Annotated in this window: 12 protein-coding genes and 1 pseudogene; all 13 read right to left on the bottom strand. The window is 69.3% G+C overall.

The genetic code is table 11. The annotated features are described in order from the left end of the window. Positions 1 to 969, bottom strand: coding sequence for an NAD-dependent epimerase/dehydratase family protein (locus tag Q7T15_RS07045; RefSeq protein WP_304694693.1), 969 nt, complete (start codon positions 967 to 969; stop codon positions 1 to 3). Next, positions 966 to 1,985 carry a UDP-phosphate glycosyltransferase gene (locus tag Q7T15_RS07050; protein ID WP_304694695.1) on the bottom strand — a complete coding sequence of 340 codons (1,020 nt, stop codon included), beginning with the start codon at positions 1,983 to 1,985 and terminating at the stop codon, positions 966 to 968. The genes Q7T15_RS07045 and Q7T15_RS07050 overlap by 4 nt, the downstream gene beginning before the upstream one ends. After that, positions 1,982 to 3,811 carry a nucleoside-diphosphate sugar epimerase/dehydratase gene (locus Q7T15_RS07055; RefSeq protein ID WP_304694697.1) on the bottom strand — a complete coding sequence of 610 codons (1,830 nt, stop codon included), beginning with the start codon at positions 3,809 to 3,811 and terminating at the stop codon, positions 1,982 to 1,984. Before Q7T15_RS07055 ends, Q7T15_RS07050 begins: the two co-directional genes overlap by 4 nt. Beyond that, the gene (locus Q7T15_RS07060; RefSeq protein WP_304694699.1) at positions 3,802 to 4,734 is read right to left on the bottom strand and encodes a hypothetical protein; all 933 of its coding nucleotides are present in this window, start codon (positions 4,732 to 4,734) and stop codon (positions 3,802 to 3,804) included. The genes Q7T15_RS07055 and Q7T15_RS07060 overlap by 10 nt, the downstream gene beginning before the upstream one ends. Before the next feature lie 53 nt (positions 4,735 to 4,787). Further along, positions 4,788 to 5,396: a low molecular weight phosphatase family protein gene (locus Q7T15_RS07065; protein ID WP_304694701.1), complete on the bottom strand. Its 609-nt coding sequence runs from the start codon at positions 5,394 to 5,396 to the stop codon at positions 4,788 to 4,790. Beyond that, positions 5,393 to 6,823, bottom strand: a complete 1,431-nt coding sequence (locus Q7T15_RS07070; RefSeq protein ID WP_304694703.1) for a polysaccharide biosynthesis tyrosine autokinase — start codon at positions 6,821 to 6,823, stop codon at positions 5,393 to 5,395. The genes Q7T15_RS07065 and Q7T15_RS07070 overlap by 4 nt, the downstream gene beginning before the upstream one ends. Before the next feature lie 98 nt (positions 6,824 to 6,921). Further along, positions 6,922 to 7,965, bottom strand: coding sequence for an LCP family protein (locus Q7T15_RS07075; RefSeq protein ID WP_304694705.1), 1,044 nt, complete (start codon positions 7,963 to 7,965; stop codon positions 6,922 to 6,924). Between the two features lie 28 nt (positions 7,966 to 7,993). Continuing rightward, on the bottom strand, positions 7,994 to 8,974 hold the full coding sequence (gene galE / locus Q7T15_RS07080; protein ID WP_304694707.1) for a UDP-glucose 4-epimerase GalE: 981 nt from the start codon (positions 8,972 to 8,974) through the stop codon (positions 7,994 to 7,996). A 38-nt stretch (positions 8,975 to 9,012) separates the two neighbouring features. Beyond that, positions 9,013 to 11,070 (bottom strand): acyltransferase family protein, encoded by a 2,058-nt coding sequence (locus Q7T15_RS07085; protein ID WP_304694709.1) that lies wholly within the window; start codon positions 11,068 to 11,070, stop codon positions 9,013 to 9,015. 27 nt (positions 11,071 to 11,097) lie between these two features. Next, positions 11,098 to 13,440: a cell wall-binding repeat-containing protein gene (locus Q7T15_RS07090; protein ID WP_304694711.1), complete on the bottom strand. Its 2,343-nt coding sequence runs from the start codon at positions 13,438 to 13,440 to the stop codon at positions 11,098 to 11,100. Next, the gene (locus Q7T15_RS07095; RefSeq protein WP_304694713.1) at positions 13,440 to 15,212 is read right to left on the bottom strand and encodes a cell wall-binding repeat-containing protein; all 1,773 of its coding nucleotides are present in this window, start codon (positions 15,210 to 15,212) and stop codon (positions 13,440 to 13,442) included. Before Q7T15_RS07095 ends, Q7T15_RS07090 begins: the two co-directional genes overlap by 1 nt. Before the next feature lie 102 nt (positions 15,213 to 15,314). Beyond that, positions 15,315 to 16,505: a hypothetical protein gene (locus Q7T15_RS07100; protein WP_304694715.1), complete on the bottom strand. Its 1,191-nt coding sequence runs from the start codon at positions 16,503 to 16,505 to the stop codon at positions 15,315 to 15,317. Continuing rightward, positions 16,502 to 17,184 (bottom strand): annotated as a pseudogene (locus Q7T15_RS07105) (glycosyltransferase family 2 protein); the annotation flags it as partial. The gene Q7T15_RS07100 and the pseudogene Q7T15_RS07105, both read right to left, overlap by 4 nt.

A 17,184-nucleotide genomic window follows, 5' to 3' on the forward strand; every position in this document is an offset into this window, starting at 1 on the left:
CTATCCGGCTGCGTCTCCGTGAGCCGCAGCTTCAGCTCGACCACTCACAGTCCATCGCAGACCCTGCTCGGTCGAATAGGGGGGCGTCCACTCCCACGAATCGTTCGTGCATCCCGGGCGGGTCTCGAGAGACTCAGTGAGTCGACGGACCGCCTCTGTACGCCTGGTCATTCGTGCCAGCCTGCTGAGCCCGGATACTGGGAAGGGGAAGATGAGGCCAGGCACTCCGAACGCCGAGCGAAGCCCGGCGACAAGTTGACCGGTTGAGAGTGCGGTGGCGTCCGACGCAAGAAGTACGGTCACCGAAGGTGCGGGCGTGTCGATCGAGAACCGCAGAGCGTCGGTGAGGTTCCACACGGCCGTCATCGAGCGACGATTGCGCAGCGAGCCGAACGGAAGCGGGATCGGCCGACGCGCGATCGACATCATCGTTCGAAAGTTCCCCCGTACTCCAGGCCCGTAGACCAAGGGAGTCCTGACGATTACCGCTTCGAGGTCAGTCGCGGATGCAAGTTCGGTGAGAGCCTCTTCGGCCTCCGCCTTTGATTGCCCATAGGGGTCCGCAGGGCTGAGCGGCGAGTCAGCCGCGAACGGAACGCTAGCGGTGCTCTCGCCGTTGACCTTGATGGAGCTGAGGAAGACGAAACGACGCACGCCGTGCCGGACGCACGCGCGCGCCAGGTGAACAGTTCCATCCCTGTTGACCCGACGAAACTCCGCCAGCGGGTCCGTCGCGGTGTCGTCCATAACGTGAACCCGGGCAGCAAGATGCACCACTGCGTCGACCCCGTCGAGTAGGCCCTCCCAGCGAGTCGTGCCGTCGATGCTTTCTACTACAGCCTCGATCGCGCCCGCGGGGGCGCTTCCGGGAGTCCGCACAACAGCGACGACCTCGTGCCCCGCTGCCTGCAGGTCGGGCACGAGCCAGCCGCCGACAAATCCCGTCGCCCCTGTGACCAGCACCCTCATCGCGAATCTTCCCGGAAAGAGACCAACTGTCGACCGGTGCGGATCGCACGTTCAGCCAGAGCAACAAAAGCGATGAGAATCACGCCCTGCCCAACCAGCCCGACGACCTCGAACCCGTCGGTCAGCATCAGGGCGCCGAGACCGGAGAGAGCGGCCGCGACAAGGGCATAGACAAGCGCTACGGGCAGATGGCCCCACTGCGCGTCGGAGGAGAGCCTCTGATAGAGATGCTCTCGATGAGCCTCGTACCAGCGGGCTCTCGAGAGAATGCGGCGCGATAGCGTGTAGGCGGCGTCCGTGGCGTGCAGGAGGACGGGGCTGACTGCCACCAGTAGCGGAACGTCAGCGGACACTGCGATCCCTACGCAGCCTGCGACGGCTCCCCCCAGAAGGTAGCTCCCCACATCTCCAAGGAAACGAAGCTGCGGACCGACGTTCCACACGGTGAACGCCCCGAAGGAGATCGCCAGTAGGGCGCCGGCGAAGACGAGCGCTTCGACCCCGAGGAACACGCCGATCGCAGCAAAAAACGTGCCGACGACGACGCCGTGGAGACCCGAGATGCCGTCGACGCCATCCATGAAATTGGCGATGTTGACGTATGCGATGAAGAAGGCCGCGATCGCCACCATCGTCCAGGCGCCAGCCCTGCCGAGAGCCGGCGCGAGCGCGACCGAGAGTCCGATCCCGACAGCCACCTGCAATCCGATTCTCACCACGACCGGCAGTCCGATGATGTCCTCCACGAGCCCGACCAGCCCGATGGCGAGCGAGGCGCCTATCGCAACGATGAGGACCTGATTGTCATCGGAGTCCTTCAGTGCGACCACCAGCGCGGCAGCGAAGGCGCCCCATGGGGCGATCCCCAGCCCGCGAAGTGCCACGCCGCGGTGCGAGGAACGGTGATTAGCAGTGTCCGTGAGCCTGATGGTCCGAAGAATCGGAATGGCCACGAAGGGGAGTACCGCCGACACGATTCCCCCCGTCAATGCCCCGAGAATGACGAGCTCGGTCATTCGACCGCGCCCGGAACGACACGCTGCGGTTCTCGAGCGACGACCGCGCGAAGCCAGGACTCCTCATCGAGGAGCTCGGGGTCGAGTGCAGGGATCGCGGTGTGCGCGATCTTGGGGTGGAAACGACGATCGTCGGACTCACCCTCCGCAACCAGCTCCTCGTGCAGCTTCTCCCCCGGGCGAAGCCCCGTGTACACGATCTCGACGTCGCGCCCCGACATCTCCACCATCCGCTGCGCTACGTCGAGGATCCGGACGGGCTCGCCCATATCGAGGATGAGCACCTCGCCGGGCTCTCCGATGCCGCCAGCCTGCATGACGAGCTGGCACGCCTCCGGGATGGTCATGAAGTAGCGGGTCACGTCCGGATGGGTGATCGTGAGCGGCCCCCCCGACTCGATCATCGAAGTGAAGACAGGCAACATCGACCCTCGGCTGCCGAGCACGTTGCCGAAGCGAACTGATAGGTATGGACGCCCCGTCTCAGCAGCAGCCCACGCGGTCAGGCGCTCTGCGATCCGCTTCGAACGACCGAGCACGCTGGTCGGATTCGCAGCCTTGTCAGTCGAGACATTGATGAACGTCGCAACCTCGGCGCTCATCGCGGCGCGCAGGACATTGAGTGTGCCGAGCACGTTCGTCTTCCATGCCTCGCCTGGGTACTGCTCGAGCATCGGGAGGTGTTTGAGAGCCGCGGCGTGGAAGACAACTTCGGGGCGCCGGTTGAGGAAGAGCGCCTCCAACGACGCGGCATCCCGAATGTCGTTGAGCACTACTTCGTCGGAGTCCAGAAGCCCGTGGCCGTGAATGGTGAGCTGAACTGACTGGAGCGAAGTCTCGTCGCGATCGAGCATGATTAGCTCGGCCGGATTGAAACGTGCGATCTGGTTGCAGAGCTCCGCTCCGATCGAACCTCCGGCCCCCGTCACGAGAACCCGCTTGCCGGTGAGGTAGCCCGCCACGGATTCGATCTCGGTGTCGACTGGATGCCGACCGATGATGTCCTCGATCGCGAGATCGCGCAGGTCACTGATCTTGGAGTGGCCGGCGAGGACCTCATTGAGCGGAGGCAGGACCATGACGTGCATGTCCGCCGCCTCGGCCGCAGCGCTCGCCTGCTGAAGCAGCTCAGCGTCGGCGCGCGCGATCGTGATGATGAGAACGGTCGCGCCCGTCGCGCGCGCAATCAATGTCAAGTCGTCGATCGTTCCAGCCACCGCAACCCCATCGAGCTGCAGGAATCGCTTTGCCGGGTCATCGTCGATCAGCGCAACCGGGCGGTAGGGCGAGTCCCGGTCGAGCTTCATCCGGCGCACCATCGCCTGGCCGACATGGCCGGCCCCGTAGACGACCGCGTTCTCCACCGGGCCCGAGTACTCCATGGCCCGCTCGACGAGATAGCGCTTCGTGTACCGCCCGGCACCCATGATGATGAAAGCGATCGGGAAGGCGATCAGCGGCGTCGACCGCGACAGCCCGAAGAGACCACCGATCGTGAGCACTGCGAGCCAGACGATGACCGTCACCGTGAACGCGGTCGCAACAAGGGCTCGGACCTCGGCGAAGCTGCCGTACGGATGCCGTCCGCGATAGAGGTAGAAACCCCATCCGATCACGAACTGCAGCGTGACGGCGAACAGGATGAGAACAGCGAGCGCGACCCATGGAACTCGCGTGTAGTCGAAGTCGACCCGCAGGAGGCGCGCGGCGAACAGGGCGATGACCCAGGCCAGAGCATCCAGTAGGTACTGGCTGCCGAATCGGGACAGTGGCCCGCGCGAATATGCGTTCTGCATCCGGCGGGTGAGCGAGTCGACTAGGACCATGACGCACCTCCGTCACTCGATCGCTGGATCAGGTCACCCGCCCACAGCCACACCGTGCTCGCCGCCTCGGCGATCGCGATGACGCCGGCGAACTCCGCTGGGGCGATCTCCGTCGGGAGGCATCCGGTAACACTCGACGCGGCTGAGGCTGCGTCTACCTGCAGCACCTGAATTCCTGCGCAGCCGTCTCTGCCCACCGCGGCCGCGATGAAGCCGGCGGATGCGCTGCTGATCGCCTGGACGCCCGGGGAGGGAACGGCGGCCGTCCACGACGCCCCGCCGTCCGACGTCGCCGCCAGGCTCCCGTCTCCGCATAGCACGAGGGCTGAGGCCCCGTCGCGGGCCGCGAGCGAGACGACCGACGGGCACGGTGCAGTCGCTGTCCCCGTCGGCGACTGCACGCGCGAGCGATCGGCCGGGTCGACGAACCAGGCGGCCGCGAGCTCGTCCGGGTACTCCTCGTAGTTGTCGCCCCCGACGAAGGTGCGGATCAGGGTCGGCGCGCAGTCCGTGCCCCTGAGCGCCACCATAGTGGCGACATCGCGCGCCTCCACGACGATGCGCTGAAGGGAGGCCACTCCTGTCGGAGCGGTCGCGTCGGTGTCGCGCCAGTTCGCTCCGCCGTCCGTCGTGAGCTGCGGCGTCGCCGGCGTCTGCGGGCACGGCCCGGTGAGGGCGCGCCACGCTACTTGGGCGTCGAGCGCCGCTAGCACTCGGGTGGCGGGTTCGGGCGCGATCGCTTCCGACTCGGGAGCGGACGAGGCCGAGGGGCTGACGGAGGGCGCGGGAGACGTGGTCTCCCCCGGCTGCGGCGACACGATCGGGACTGCATCCGGCGCGCTCTGCGTGGCCGCCCGGTGGGCGCCCAGAGCCCACGCCACGAGGACGGCGTCCAGTACGAGGAACGCGACGAGCGCGAGCACCGGCCAGAACCGACGCTCGACGCGCCTCTGAGGTCGTCGCGGAGCCGCCATCGTCACTCCCGCGGGGCGCCGGACACGGCGCGGATCGCGCTCGAGATGATGCTCTGCACAGCGGGAACGAGCTGCGCTGCCGACTCCTCGTAGACCTCGTCGCTACGGCGATACGGGTCGATGATGTCGTCGTCCTCGGGCTCCTCTGGGGGCACGGCGATACCGCGCTTGGTCGCCGCGAGCTCGACGAAGAGCCGCAGGCGGTCGCCCGGACCCGAGGGCGCGGCGGTGAGCTCGCGGAGGTCCGAGTCGTCGAGCGCCTCGGCGAGACGCGCGAACTCGCGAATCGTGAATGTGTGGCGGGACGCCCGCGGCAGCAACTCGACTGCGGCGCGGCGGTGCTCGCGCGTCGCACCCAGAACGAGGTCCGCCGAGCGCAGCTCCTCCTTGGAGAGCTGACGCGCGAGATGTACATCCGCGCCCTCTCCAGCGAACCGTCGGGAGAGCGCCTGCGCCTGCTCGGTCATGGTCTCACCGACCAGGGCACCGGACCCGGCGCTGCGGACGCGGACTCCGGGGACCGAGCCGAGACCCGACCGTAGCAGTTGCTCCGCGAGCGGCGAGCGGCAGATGTTGCCCGTGCAGACGGTCAGGATGGTGAAGTCGCTCACGGCTGCTCCATCACGGCGGCGCGGCGCGTCTTCGTCCGACGAGTGGTGTCCGGCTCGACCGACGAGATGTCGCCGTACCCGTAGACGCCGTACCCATACGAATCCGGACCCTTCGAGGGCAGCATCGTCACGATCACGCCGACGAGGCGGCTGCCGATGCTCTCCAGCACCGAGGACGAGCCGCTGATCTCAGCCTTCTTCGTCCGGCCGGACGCGGCGGCGAGCATCGCGCCGCCGGTGAACTTGCTGATCACCGCGGCGTCGGTCACGAGCAGGAGGGGCGGCGCGTCGACGATGACGTAGTCGAACTCGGCGGTGAGCGTCGCGAGCAGGTTGACCATCGCGGTCGACCCGAGCAGCTCGCTCGGATTCGGGGGAATCCGCCCGCTCGGCAGGACGTACAGCGCGGCCCGGCCCCAGCGCTGGATCACGTCGGCGAGCTCCGCGCGCCCGATGAGCACATCCGTCAGTCCGACGCCTCCCTCGATACCCATGTAGTGCGCGACTCGGGGCAGACGGAGGTCACCGTCGACGAGTGCAACTCGTGCGCCCGTATCGGCCAGGGAGATCGCGAGGTTGCAGGCCGTCGTGCTCTTGCCTTCGCCGGGGATGGAGCTCGTCACGACGAAGCTACGCGGACCGCCCTCGACGTTGAGGAACTGGAGGTTGGTGCGCAACGCGCGGAACGCCTCCGCGCGAGGGTTGCGGGGGTCGACGTGGACGACGAGGGGTCGCTTCTTCGCCTCGGGGTCGTAGTTGATCCGACCGATGATCGGCGCATCGGTGACCTGCGCGATGTCATGAGTGGAGTGGATGCGGGTGTCGAGAACCGTCCGCAGGGCCGCGAGGCCGATCCCCACACCGAGACCGATGAGGAGGCCGAGCGCGATATTGAGCGGGACGTTGGGGCTCGACGGGCGCGTCGGTGCGACCGCGTCCTGAACCGTCTGCACGCTGACGGGGCTGGCGCCTTCGCCCTCGGGGCGCTCGAGCTCGTTCACGACGATGTTGGAGAGGCTACGCCCCACCGCGTTGGCGAGGGCCGCCGCGGCCGCCGGCTCATCATCGCTCGCCGTGATCTCGATGAGAACGGTATTCAGGGGCGATGTGGCCGAGACTCGGCCGGCGAGCTGCTGGGGCGTGACGTCCAGCCCCAGCTCGTCGATCACGGGCTGCAGCACGCGCGAGCTGTTGGCGATCGAGACGTAGGAGGTGACCGCCTGACGCGCGAAGCTCGTGCCCTGCACGAGGTCGCTCGTCGTCCCATCACCCGCGGAACGAACGCTGACGTAGAGCTCACTGGTCGCGTCGTAGCGAGGCGTGGACGCGATCGCTCCGATGGCGGCGAAGGCGACGCCGATGAGAGTCGATGCGACGATCAGCATCCAGTTCTTGTGCAGAATCCGGATGTAGTCACGCAGGTCCACTCAGTTCTCCCTTGATGTTCACGAGCAGACAGCTCGTGGTCTCTCGTTCCGTACGCGCCAGTCGAGTCTTTCACACGAAAGCCCCAGCGAGGCCCCCATCAGCCCGCGTCGGCGACCGCCTGTGCGAGGGTCGCGACGTCGTCCGTGCGGAAGGACTCGGCCACGAAGGCGCGAGTCGGGTCATCGATGAGCACGACCGCCTGGTCTCCCACGTACGCGGAGCCGGCGTTGGGCATCGTGAAGAACTCGATGTCGTCTGCTCGCAGGTCGCGAAGCTCAGCAGCCATACCGACGATCGTCTGGGGCGTGAGACCGGCGTCGACCGCCAGGAACGGCGAGATCGACGACACCAGGTCGAAGACCTTGGCGGGGTCGGAGAGCGTCGAGCCGCTGAGGGTCTTCCGCAGCACCGCCCGCAGGAACTCTTGCTGCTGCTGGGCTCGATTGAAGTCGTTGCCGGTCAGCTGCCGCTCACGGACGTACATGAGAGCCCGTTTACCGTTTAGCTCCACCGGTCCGATGCCGAAGTACTCGCCGCGCCTCTGCCACTCGATCGTGTTGTTGACGGTCACGCCGCCCAGGGCATCCGTCATGCCCTTGAAGCCCTCGAAGTCGATCGCCGCGACGTGATCGATGCGCGCGTCGATGAGCTTCTCGACCGTCTGGACGAGACCCGCCGCGCCCTGCTGGCTCCCGAAGGACCAGTTGATCTTCCCCATCGAGCCGTTCGGCTGCTCGACCCAGGTGTCGCGGGGGATGGACATGACGTGCACGTCCTCCCGATCGGCCGAGATGTGAGCGACCATGATGACGTCGGCGAGAGAGGGCCGGACATCATTGACATCGTTCGACCCGAGCTCTCCTCGCGTGTCGGAGCCGACGAGGAGGATATTCATCGCCTCGCCCGCGGGCCCCTCGATGCGCTCGGGCCGGTCGGACTCGACGGGGAAGACATCGGGGAGCGTCGTGACGTTCTGCTGATACGTCGACGTGAGCATGACGGCGTACGCGCCGATCGCGGTGATCACCAGGGCGAGAACGACCCCGATCGCGACCAGTGCCTTTCGCCGACCCGACCAGCGCCGATTGACGGCGCGACGCGGGCGCTGGCGGTTGCCCCTCGTGCTCGTCGGCTCAGTCACCTGACAAGGGTACGCGACCGCCGCTCGACTACTCGCCGCGCGCGCCGCTCAGGGCGTCGACGGCCGAGTCGAGGATGGCGTCGAGCCCGTACGCAGCGGTCCAGGCCAGCGCCTCCCGCGCGCGCGCCACATCGGCGACCACGGCGGCCGGGTCACCCGCGCGTCGCGGCCGGATGACCGGCTCGGGGCCCTCGCCCGTGCGCCGCCGCAGACCCGCGACCACCTCGGCCACCGACGCCCCCGACCCCGTGCCGATGTTCAGCGCGCGGTGCGGCTCGAGCTCCGAGCCTGCTCCCACGAGTGCATCGAGCGCCGCGAGATGGGCCTCCGCGACGTCGAGCACGTGCACGAAGTCGCGGACGCAGGTCCCGTCAGGAGTCGGGTAGTCGTCGCCGAAGATCACGGGCGCCTCGCCCGCCTCGATGCGCTCGAGCGCCATCGGGACGAGATTGAGCACGGCCCGGTCGGCGAGCTCGGGCCAGCCGGCGCCGGCCACGTTGAAGTAGCGCAGGCTCGTCGCCCGCAGACCGTGGGCGCGCGCGGCATCCGCGACGAGCCACTCGCCCGCGAGCTTGCTGCGGCCGTACGGGTTCACCGGCTCGGTGGGCGCGTCCTCCGCGACCACGCCGGCCGCGTCGCCGTACACGGCGGCCGAGCTCGAGAACACGAGCGGCACCACGCCCGCGGCGACCATCGCGCTCAGCACCGCGTGCAGCCCGACGAGGTTCTGCCGGGCGTACCAGAGCGGGCGCTCCACCGACTCGGCGACCTGCTTTCGGGCGGCGAAGTGGATGACGGCGTCGGCGCGCTCAACCCGGAGGATCCTTTCGAGCTCGGCGGGAGCATCCGCTGCCGCCAGGTCGAGCTCGTGGAGCTGAAAACCGACGATGCGGTCTCGGATGCCCGTCTCCAGATCGTCGACCACGATGGGCTCGTCGCCGCGCTCCGCCAGGAGGCGGCAGACGTGCGAGCCGATGTACCCCGAGCCGCCGGTGACGAGAACGCGCATGGCGCCCAGTGTAGGAGGGGCGCTGCAGGCCCAGGCAATCACCGTGGCGAGTAGATGGCACTCTCGAGGTCGTCCGCCAGAGTGAGAGCAACGCGCGTGGCGATGTGGTGCTGGTCTCGGTAGAGCAGAAGATTCCCCATGACCGAGCCACACCGATCGACGTCGCACAAGAAGTCGTTCATGTCCACGGGCTGTCCCCCCGCGGACTCGACGGCAGCTCGCTGCTCCTGCGCAAAAGGCTCGTTGATGGCCCGCTCCCGGGGAAAATCGCAGATGGACGCGTCCCCCACATTCGCCGACAAGCAAAGGGCGGGGGTGCGCGGGAATCGAGGCGTGTCGGCGATCACGACAACTTTCGAACCGGCCGAAAGCCGGTGGACGAGACGCTTGACCGCCTCAGTCCATCGGTCGCCGACAGCAACCCGCGACCCGAACTCGGCGTAGTGCGCGAACGCGGAGATGACGACCGTGTCGGGTTGGCTCTGCTCCAAGAGGCGGATGACCTGCTCCCGCCACTCAGCGCACCCGGTGTCAACAACTCCATTTGTCACGATCTCGACATCGAATGGCGGGCAGCTGGACTTGGTGTGCGATTCGAGCCGCAATCCGCGTGAGGTGGCGATCGCCTCGATCGCAGGGAACCACTGTGCTGCGTGCGAGTCACCGAAGAGGACCACGACCTCGCCGGCCTGGACATCGCCGAACGTGCAGTCCGTCGGCTCGGTCGCGTCCAGCCCGAGGTGGCACCCCGTCGAGTAGATCGAGGGAAGGTCGGCCGGTGCATCGGCCAGGGCCGGGCGTAGATCAGCCGGCACGATCTCCGAGTACAGCGGCCAGGATTCCGTTGCGGGAGGCGGGCCCGCAACCGTCGCGGTCGCCAGGGGCCGCGCAGCGACGGCAGTCTCCACGCCGAGGACAGCGACAATGCTGAGGATGATCGCCGCAGCACTCCCTACGAGCACGACCCTCGGCCCGGGCGTGTCGACGATGGTGGAACGAAGGATTGGCCTCTCGATACCGCGGTGTAATGCCCACGCCACCGGCACCGCCAGCACCGCGAGCGCGACGGACTGCGACAGGGGCAACGGCTCCCCCATCGCGCTGCCGATCACGGGAAGGACCAGCAGCGGCCAGTGCACCAGGTAGAGCGAGTACGAGATTCGACCGGTGAACTGCATCGGCCGTCGGCTGAGCATCCCCCCGGGCCCCAGGCGCCCGGCCGACTGCGCGCCGACGATCACCGCAGCGGCACCCAGCACGGGAACCGCTGCCGCAGCACCGGGAAACACCGTCTGATCGGAGTACATGACGGCTGAGCCGACGATCAGCAGCAATCCGGCCCATGCCAGAAAGGCGGCGAGCAGTTCGGGGATGCGGCGCGCGTGAAGCCCGAGTGCCGCGATCAGTGCACCCGTGCCTAGCTCCCAGGCGCGGGTCCAGGGAGCGAAGAAGCCCCAAGGCTCGTTGTAGTTCGTCACCAGAACCGACGCGCCGAACGACGCGACGACCAGGAGGCCGAGGACGGGCACAAGCAGGTGCGGCGCTCGGCGAGTGATCGACCACAGCAGAAGGAGAAGAATCGGCCACACGATGTAGAACTGCTCCTCGACCCCGAGCGACCAGAAGTGGAGCAACGGAGACGGAGAGTCCTCGGCGAGATAGTCGGTGGCACGATCGGCGAACAGCAGGTTGGGCACGAACACGAGGGACGCGCGCGAGTCGTCCATCACCGGGGGGACGAGTCGTGGTGGCGCTACCAGTGCGACCACGACGACCGTCACGAGAATCACGACGAGTGCGGCGGGGAGGAGCCGCCGAGCTCTCCGCGCATAGAACCGGAGGACCCTCACGGACCCCGTTCGTGAGAGCTCGGACAGCAGATGATTCGTGATGAGAAAACCGGACAGGACGAAGAAGACGTCGACACCGACGTATCCCCCCGAGATGAGAGGGATTCCCGCGTGGTACGCGACCACGAGCACGACCGCGACCGCCCGCATCCCCTCCAGGTCAGTGCGAAACGGCAATGCCTGATCGACGCGCAGCTCCGTGCGTCGTTGTGGTGGCGCATCCATCACAGACTCGTCGCGGGTCACGGGTCGACTGTAACGGGGCGGGATGTGTCAGCAGGTCACGAGGCGCGCGGCATTGGCATTGAGGACGCTCGTGCCGCCGAAGAGGACCAGCCGCTCGGCCTGCACCCGCACGATGTCGTCGTTCACGCCGGGAGCCACGCAACCCACCGGCGCGATGTACATCGGCGCTCCCCGCAGCCCGGCGAGCACGCTGCCGGCGAGCGCGTCGGGGAAGTTCGTCCCCGACGCGAGGTAGACCGTGGGGGCCGTGCCGACGGCGTCGGCGTTGATCGCGAGCGAGGTTCCGTAGCGGTCCTTGCCGGCGAGGCGACGCACCGTGTCGGCGACCGTCTTCAGGGAGTTCTCGATGCCCGAGCTCACGACGCTCGGCCCGCCCGCGATGCGGGCCTCGGAGACGCCCAGGCCGGTGAGCGCCGTCGCCGTCGCCGCATCGACGGCGGCGTCCGTGCCCTTGACGAGGATGACGGGTGCGCCCACACCGACGCCCGCCGCGCCCGCGGAGAGCGCGTCGGGGAAGCTCGAGCCCGTCGCGATGTAGGCGATCTCGGCTCCGGTGCGGAAGGCCTTCTGCGCGATGACGCGGGAGGTCTCGTACCGGTCCTTGCCCGCCCAGCGCTCGACGCGCGCGGTCTTGGCGAGCTCCGTCACGACCGCGCTCGACACCATGGATGCGCCGCCGACGACGATGATCCGGGTCGGGGCGAGGCGGGCGAGCTCGGTCTTCGTCGCCGCGGGAAGCGCCTTCGCGTCGGTGAGGAGGAGCGGAGCGTCGAGCAGTCCTGCGGCCGGCCCGGCGCTGAGCGCGTCGGGGAACGACAGGCCGTTCGCGATGAGAACCGTCGACGACCCGGACGGGAAGGCGTCCTTCGAGATGCGGGCGGCCGTGTCGTACCGGTCGGAGCCCGCGATGCGGCTGGCCGAGAGCTCGATCCACGAGCCCGTGGCGGCCGATGAGGCCGAGCGCTGGCCCCAGCGGCCGACGAGCGAGTAAGTGTGGCGCCCGGGGCCGAGATCCCTGATGTCGACCGACCACGAGCCGTCGTTGGCGACGGCCGCGGTCCTCTTCGCCCCGCCGTCGATCACGACCTCGACGCGGTGGCGCGAGCGGCCCGCCGGAAGCGTGCCGCGCAGCACGTCTCCCGAGAAGACGGTGTCGTTGCCCGCGAACGAGCTGACGGTCGGGCGGTTCACCGCGATGAGCGGCTCCCAGGCAGCGCCGTAGAGGCTGTTGGCGCTCGCGACGGTCGAGGACGGAGAGTAGAGCGGCGTGAAGAGGCCGAGCAGCTGAGGAGAGTTCGGGCACATGCTCGGCGCGGAGCCGACCGCTGAGGTCACCCCGACGGCGGTCGCGCCGACGACCGCGGCGCCCCCGCTGTCGCCGGAGCCCACACGGATGCAGACCGCGATGCCGTCGATCGTGTAGGCAGACGGGCTCGCCGGGTCTCCGACGATCTGGTCCTCGATGATGCCCTGCACGACGCCGCAGGTCCATCCGGTCGTGCTGCCCGACTTGCAGAGGGTCACGCCCGGAGTCGACACCGCGGCCGCGTCGCGCACCGCGAGGGGGGCCGAGGCGAGCGGGGCGCCGGTGCCGCCGCCCCAGGTCAGCACGCTCGGCCGCGGGACGACGTTCGCGTTGCTGACCGCGATGAGCCCGGTATCGAACCCACCGCCGGCACGGTAAGAGTTCGCGACGGGCAGCCCGATCGACTCGCCCAGGATGCCCACCTGGTTCGGCGCGCTCATCGTCATCATCCGGCGCGCCACCGTCGACTGACCGAGGCAGTGACCGGCGGTGATGACCTGACGCGCGCCCGAGACGGGCTCTATGCCGGCGAAGCCGACCGAGCATCGAGCGCCCGTGGTGCCCGAGTCGTAGTAGTACGGCGCCCCGGCGTGCAGGTCGACCGTGGGGTCGAAGACGATGCCGCTGAGATCCAGCTCGGGCACGGGCTCGGTGGTCGCCTCGACGCCGAGCTCGTCCGCGCGCGCGACGTCGGCCGCGGTCGCGACCGTGACGACGAGGGCGCCGTCATCGATCTGCGAGCCGGTGACATCGACATCCGCCGCCTCGAGAGCCGAGACGATGTCGAGGCCGCGGACGGCGAGGTCGGCGTGGGCCAGGTACTCCGCCCCCGTCAGCCCGACATCGCGCGACAGCGCCTGCGTGAGCGCCGCCGGCAGCGCACGGGCCTCCTCGCGGAAGGCGGCCGGGTCGGCGAACGGCGGCGTGATCACCGGCGGGCGGGCGGTGGAGGGAAGGCCGACACCGGACACGGGCGGCTGGGGCCTGGCGAGCGCGGGCGACGCACCCAGCGGCGCCAGGAGCGCGACGGCCGCGACGACGACGCCGGGGATGAGCGCGCGCATCAGCACTGCTGGAAGTCGTAGACCGGCTGGCCGAGCACTCCGCTGCCGCCGACGAACGAGACCTTGCCCACCTTCGCCTCCACCATCGACCTGACCGAGACCACGGGCAGGCACTGCGGGAGGGAGAGCACGAGCGGCGACTTGGTCGCACCCGCCACAGCGGCGGCGCTCAGAGCATCGGGGAAGTCGAGTCCGCTCGCGACGTAGGCGCCCGCGGCGCTCGGGAAGGCGAACTTGTTGATCGCGGCCGCGGTCTCGTAGCGATCCGCGCCTCCGTAGCGGGCGACCGAGGCGATGCCCGTCGCCGTGCGGATCGACGTGACGTACGCATCGCTCACCGCCGACGCCCCGCCGGCGACCACGAGTGCCGTGGTCTTGAGCGCCGTGAGCGTCTCGAGCGTCGCCGCGTCGGCCGCCGTCGCCCCCTCGGGGACGAGCAGCACGGGCCCGCCGAGCGCTCCCGCCGCCGCACTCACGGCCAGCGCATCGGGGAAGTCGGCGCCGCTCGCGAGGAAGACGCGCGCCGCGCCGGTCGGGAAGCTCGCGAGCGCGATGTTCCGAGCCGTCTCGAAGCGGTTGGCGCCCGCATCGCGTCGGATGCTCGGCGCGAGCGTCGCGAGACGGTCGTAGACCGCGGGGCTGACGACGCCCTCGCCGCCGACCACGACGATCGACTGCGGGGCGAGTCGACGGATCTCCGCCTCGACCTCGGCGGGCAGGGCCGTCGAGTCGGTGAGGAGGAGAGGAGCCTTGACCATCGCGGCCGCGGGCGCCGCGGCGAGGCCGTCGGCGTAGAAGGATCCGACGGCGACGTAGACCGTGGCCGCGCCGGTCGGGTAGGCGGCGGCCGACAGCGCGACCGAGGTCTCGTACCGGCTGTCGCCCGCGGAACGGGTCCGCTGAACGCCCGACGGCATGAGCCCGGTCGGGTTGCCGAACCAGTCGGTGTAGTAGCGCCAGAAGTTCCGGTTGCCGTAGGACGAGCACGCGTCACCGGTGCCGTAGAGGTTCTTGAGCGAGGCGGCGTTCGGCGTGTACGGCGTGTAGTTGTAGAGGCCCGCGGTCGCCGCGTTCTTGATGTTCAGCGTGACCGAGCTGCAGGTCGGAGGGCTGACCACGAAGGAGTTCGGGTGGTAGAACACCGACTGCTGCCCGATCTGGTGCTTGAATGACTTCGGGCTGAGGCGGTAGCGCTGGAACTGCGCGGCCGCGGTGTAGACCTGGTTGAAGAAGCCGTAGTACAGCGAATCGCACGGGGCCGTGTCCGGGCATCCGTACCCCATGGCGACGCGGATGGCGCGGTCGCTCGGAGCGGAGCTCGTGATGATCCCCTGCTCCTTCTGGAGCGTGACGAGGAGGGCCTTGGCGCTGATGCCGCACGCGACCTGAACCTTGAAGAGGATCCGAGCAGCCGACTCGTTGGCCGCGCCCGTGTACTCGGCGCAGCGCGTGGTGGCCGCTCGGGTCGTCGTGGTCTGCGTGAAGACATCCAGGCAGTTCGAGTTGCTGCAGGGGTTGCCCTTGGAGAGCAGGAACGCCTGGATCTCAGCCTCGGTCATCGCCGCCGTGTTGTAGAACAGGTAGTCGCTGATCAGGTAGCCGGGGTCGAAGTCGCGGATGTCGGCCGCCTGCGCCGGCGCGCTCGGTGCGATGGCGGTCAGCAGCGAGCCGGCGAGCGCGGCGGCGAGCAGGCCGCCCAGAGCGCGTCGCAGAAACCCGGTGCGACTGGTGCGGTCGCCGACGACACGGCGACGAGAGAAGTGCACGTTCACGAGAAGCCCCCCTGAGACGCATCCCCCCCGGACGCGAGCTCCCCCCCAGGGTAACCCGAGCCTGCGAAATCGCCCATAGTTCCGAGGGCCCGGAACTGGACCCTATTCGGGGGGTCGCAGGAGGACCCGATCGATCGTCTCCGCCGTCAATCGGCCGTCGTGGACGGCTCGCGCGAAGGCGGGGCCCTCTGCGGCCGTGGCCATCGCACCCTCCCGATCGCGCGCGATGCCGCGCAGGCGGTCCTCGAGAGTGGCCGGGGTGGCCGACACCATGGGAAGGCGGAGGCCGGTGCGGTTCAGGACTGCGTCGACGGTGTGCTCGTGGAGGTGCGCGATGACGAGCCGGCCCGCCGCCATCGCTTCGACCGAGACGGCCGAGTAGATGCCCATGCGGAACTGGTCGAGGACGACGTCGGCGGCGGCGAAGTTCTCCGGCATGCGCTCCGCCGGGACTCCCTCGAATCTGCGGTACTCGATCACGCCCTCCGCATCGAGCCGGCGCAGCACCGGCTCGATGAGGTCGGTGCCCTTCACGACGCGGTTGGTCGGCGCGTGGGCGACGACGAGGCGAGGCCGCCGCAGAGCGGGCTCGTCGGCCGCCCACAGCTCCGGGTCGACGACGAGCGGCGTCCAGTGCGCGCCGGGCCAGTCGAGGAGGAGATCGGGTGTCGTGACGAACACCGGAGCGTCGACCTCGGCGAGAAGCCGACGGTACGCGGCGCTGCGCTCGGTGAGCGTGGGGATGGCATCCCACCCCTCATCGCGGAACGGCGACCACTCGTCGATCGCCCGATGACGGTCGGGCTGCCGCAGCTCGCTGCCGTGCGCGAGATGCGCGATGCGGACGCCGCGCGCGCGGAGCGCCGCGATCTCATCCCCTGTGCGCCCCCCGAACATCGTGCCGAACTGCGGCCGGCCCGACTCGACGATCGCGTGGGTGAAGCGGGTCGCCTCAGCGAAGTGGCGTCGCCGCCACGGCGCGGACAGAGCCGTCAGCTCGGAGCGGATGCGGGCGTCGGCCGAGAAGCCGAAATCCCTCGCGAGCGAGATCTGCAGCGACCGGGCGCCGACCCCGTCGAGCCCCTCGAGAGCGCGCGCGAAGCTCCACCCCTGGCCCGCGGCGTTCGAGGGGGCGATCAGGACTCTGACCGGCTGATCAGGCACCCCGAGCGGCGGCGGGAGCTCGGCAGCGTCGTAGCGGAGCCGTCCGCGCTTGAGCGGGGCCCCTGCTCGCGCCGGCAGGAGATCCGTCAGGCGATCCAGCGCTCGGCCCACGGCGCCCAGCACGGTCATCGCCCGCCCTCCGCTCGGCGACGACCCGCCGCTGATCGCACGAATGAGGCGGCCATCATCCGCAGCGGCGCCTCGCGGTGGAGTACTCGCGCCGGCGATCGCGTGAGGAGCGTGGAGGGCCGACCGAAGGCGCGGCGGGCTCGGGCGAGGGCGAGCAGGCGCCGGGCATCCGCCCCCGAATCGGCGGGGAGGGCGTCGAGAACGCGGCGATCCGCGATCGACATCGCCTCGATCGCATTCGGGGCTGCGGCGCGGATGCTCGCCACGAGCCGCGCGAGGGCGTCGCGCTCGCCGCTCGACCACTGGGCCGGGTCGGGGCGGTTCACGAACTCGCCGAGCACGTTGATGCGCAGCAGCTTCGCCCCGAGCGCGTCACGGGCGGCTGACGGCAGCGCTCGGAACCAGCGGTCGTCGAGCACCTCGTCGATGAAGGCGAGCGCCTCGCCGATGGGTCGCGGGGCGAACGTGACGCGGTCGCGGGCGTCGTCGTGCACGACGTAGGCGGGGCCGTCGTCGAGGGCGATCGCGGCGCCCGAGAACCAGAGTCGCGCGGAGAAGAGGACGTCCTCTCCCTGCGGGAGGCCGCCGCCGAAACGCAGCGCGCCGACGAGTGCGCGGCGGAGCAGCCCGAGCGGAGCGCTGCGGTAGGCGAGCCGATCGCGGGCGCCGTCGAGGCCGG

Source organism: Microcella sp. (assembly GCF_030645145.1).
GTDB lineage: Bacteria > Actinomycetota > Actinomycetes > Actinomycetales > Microbacteriaceae > Microcella.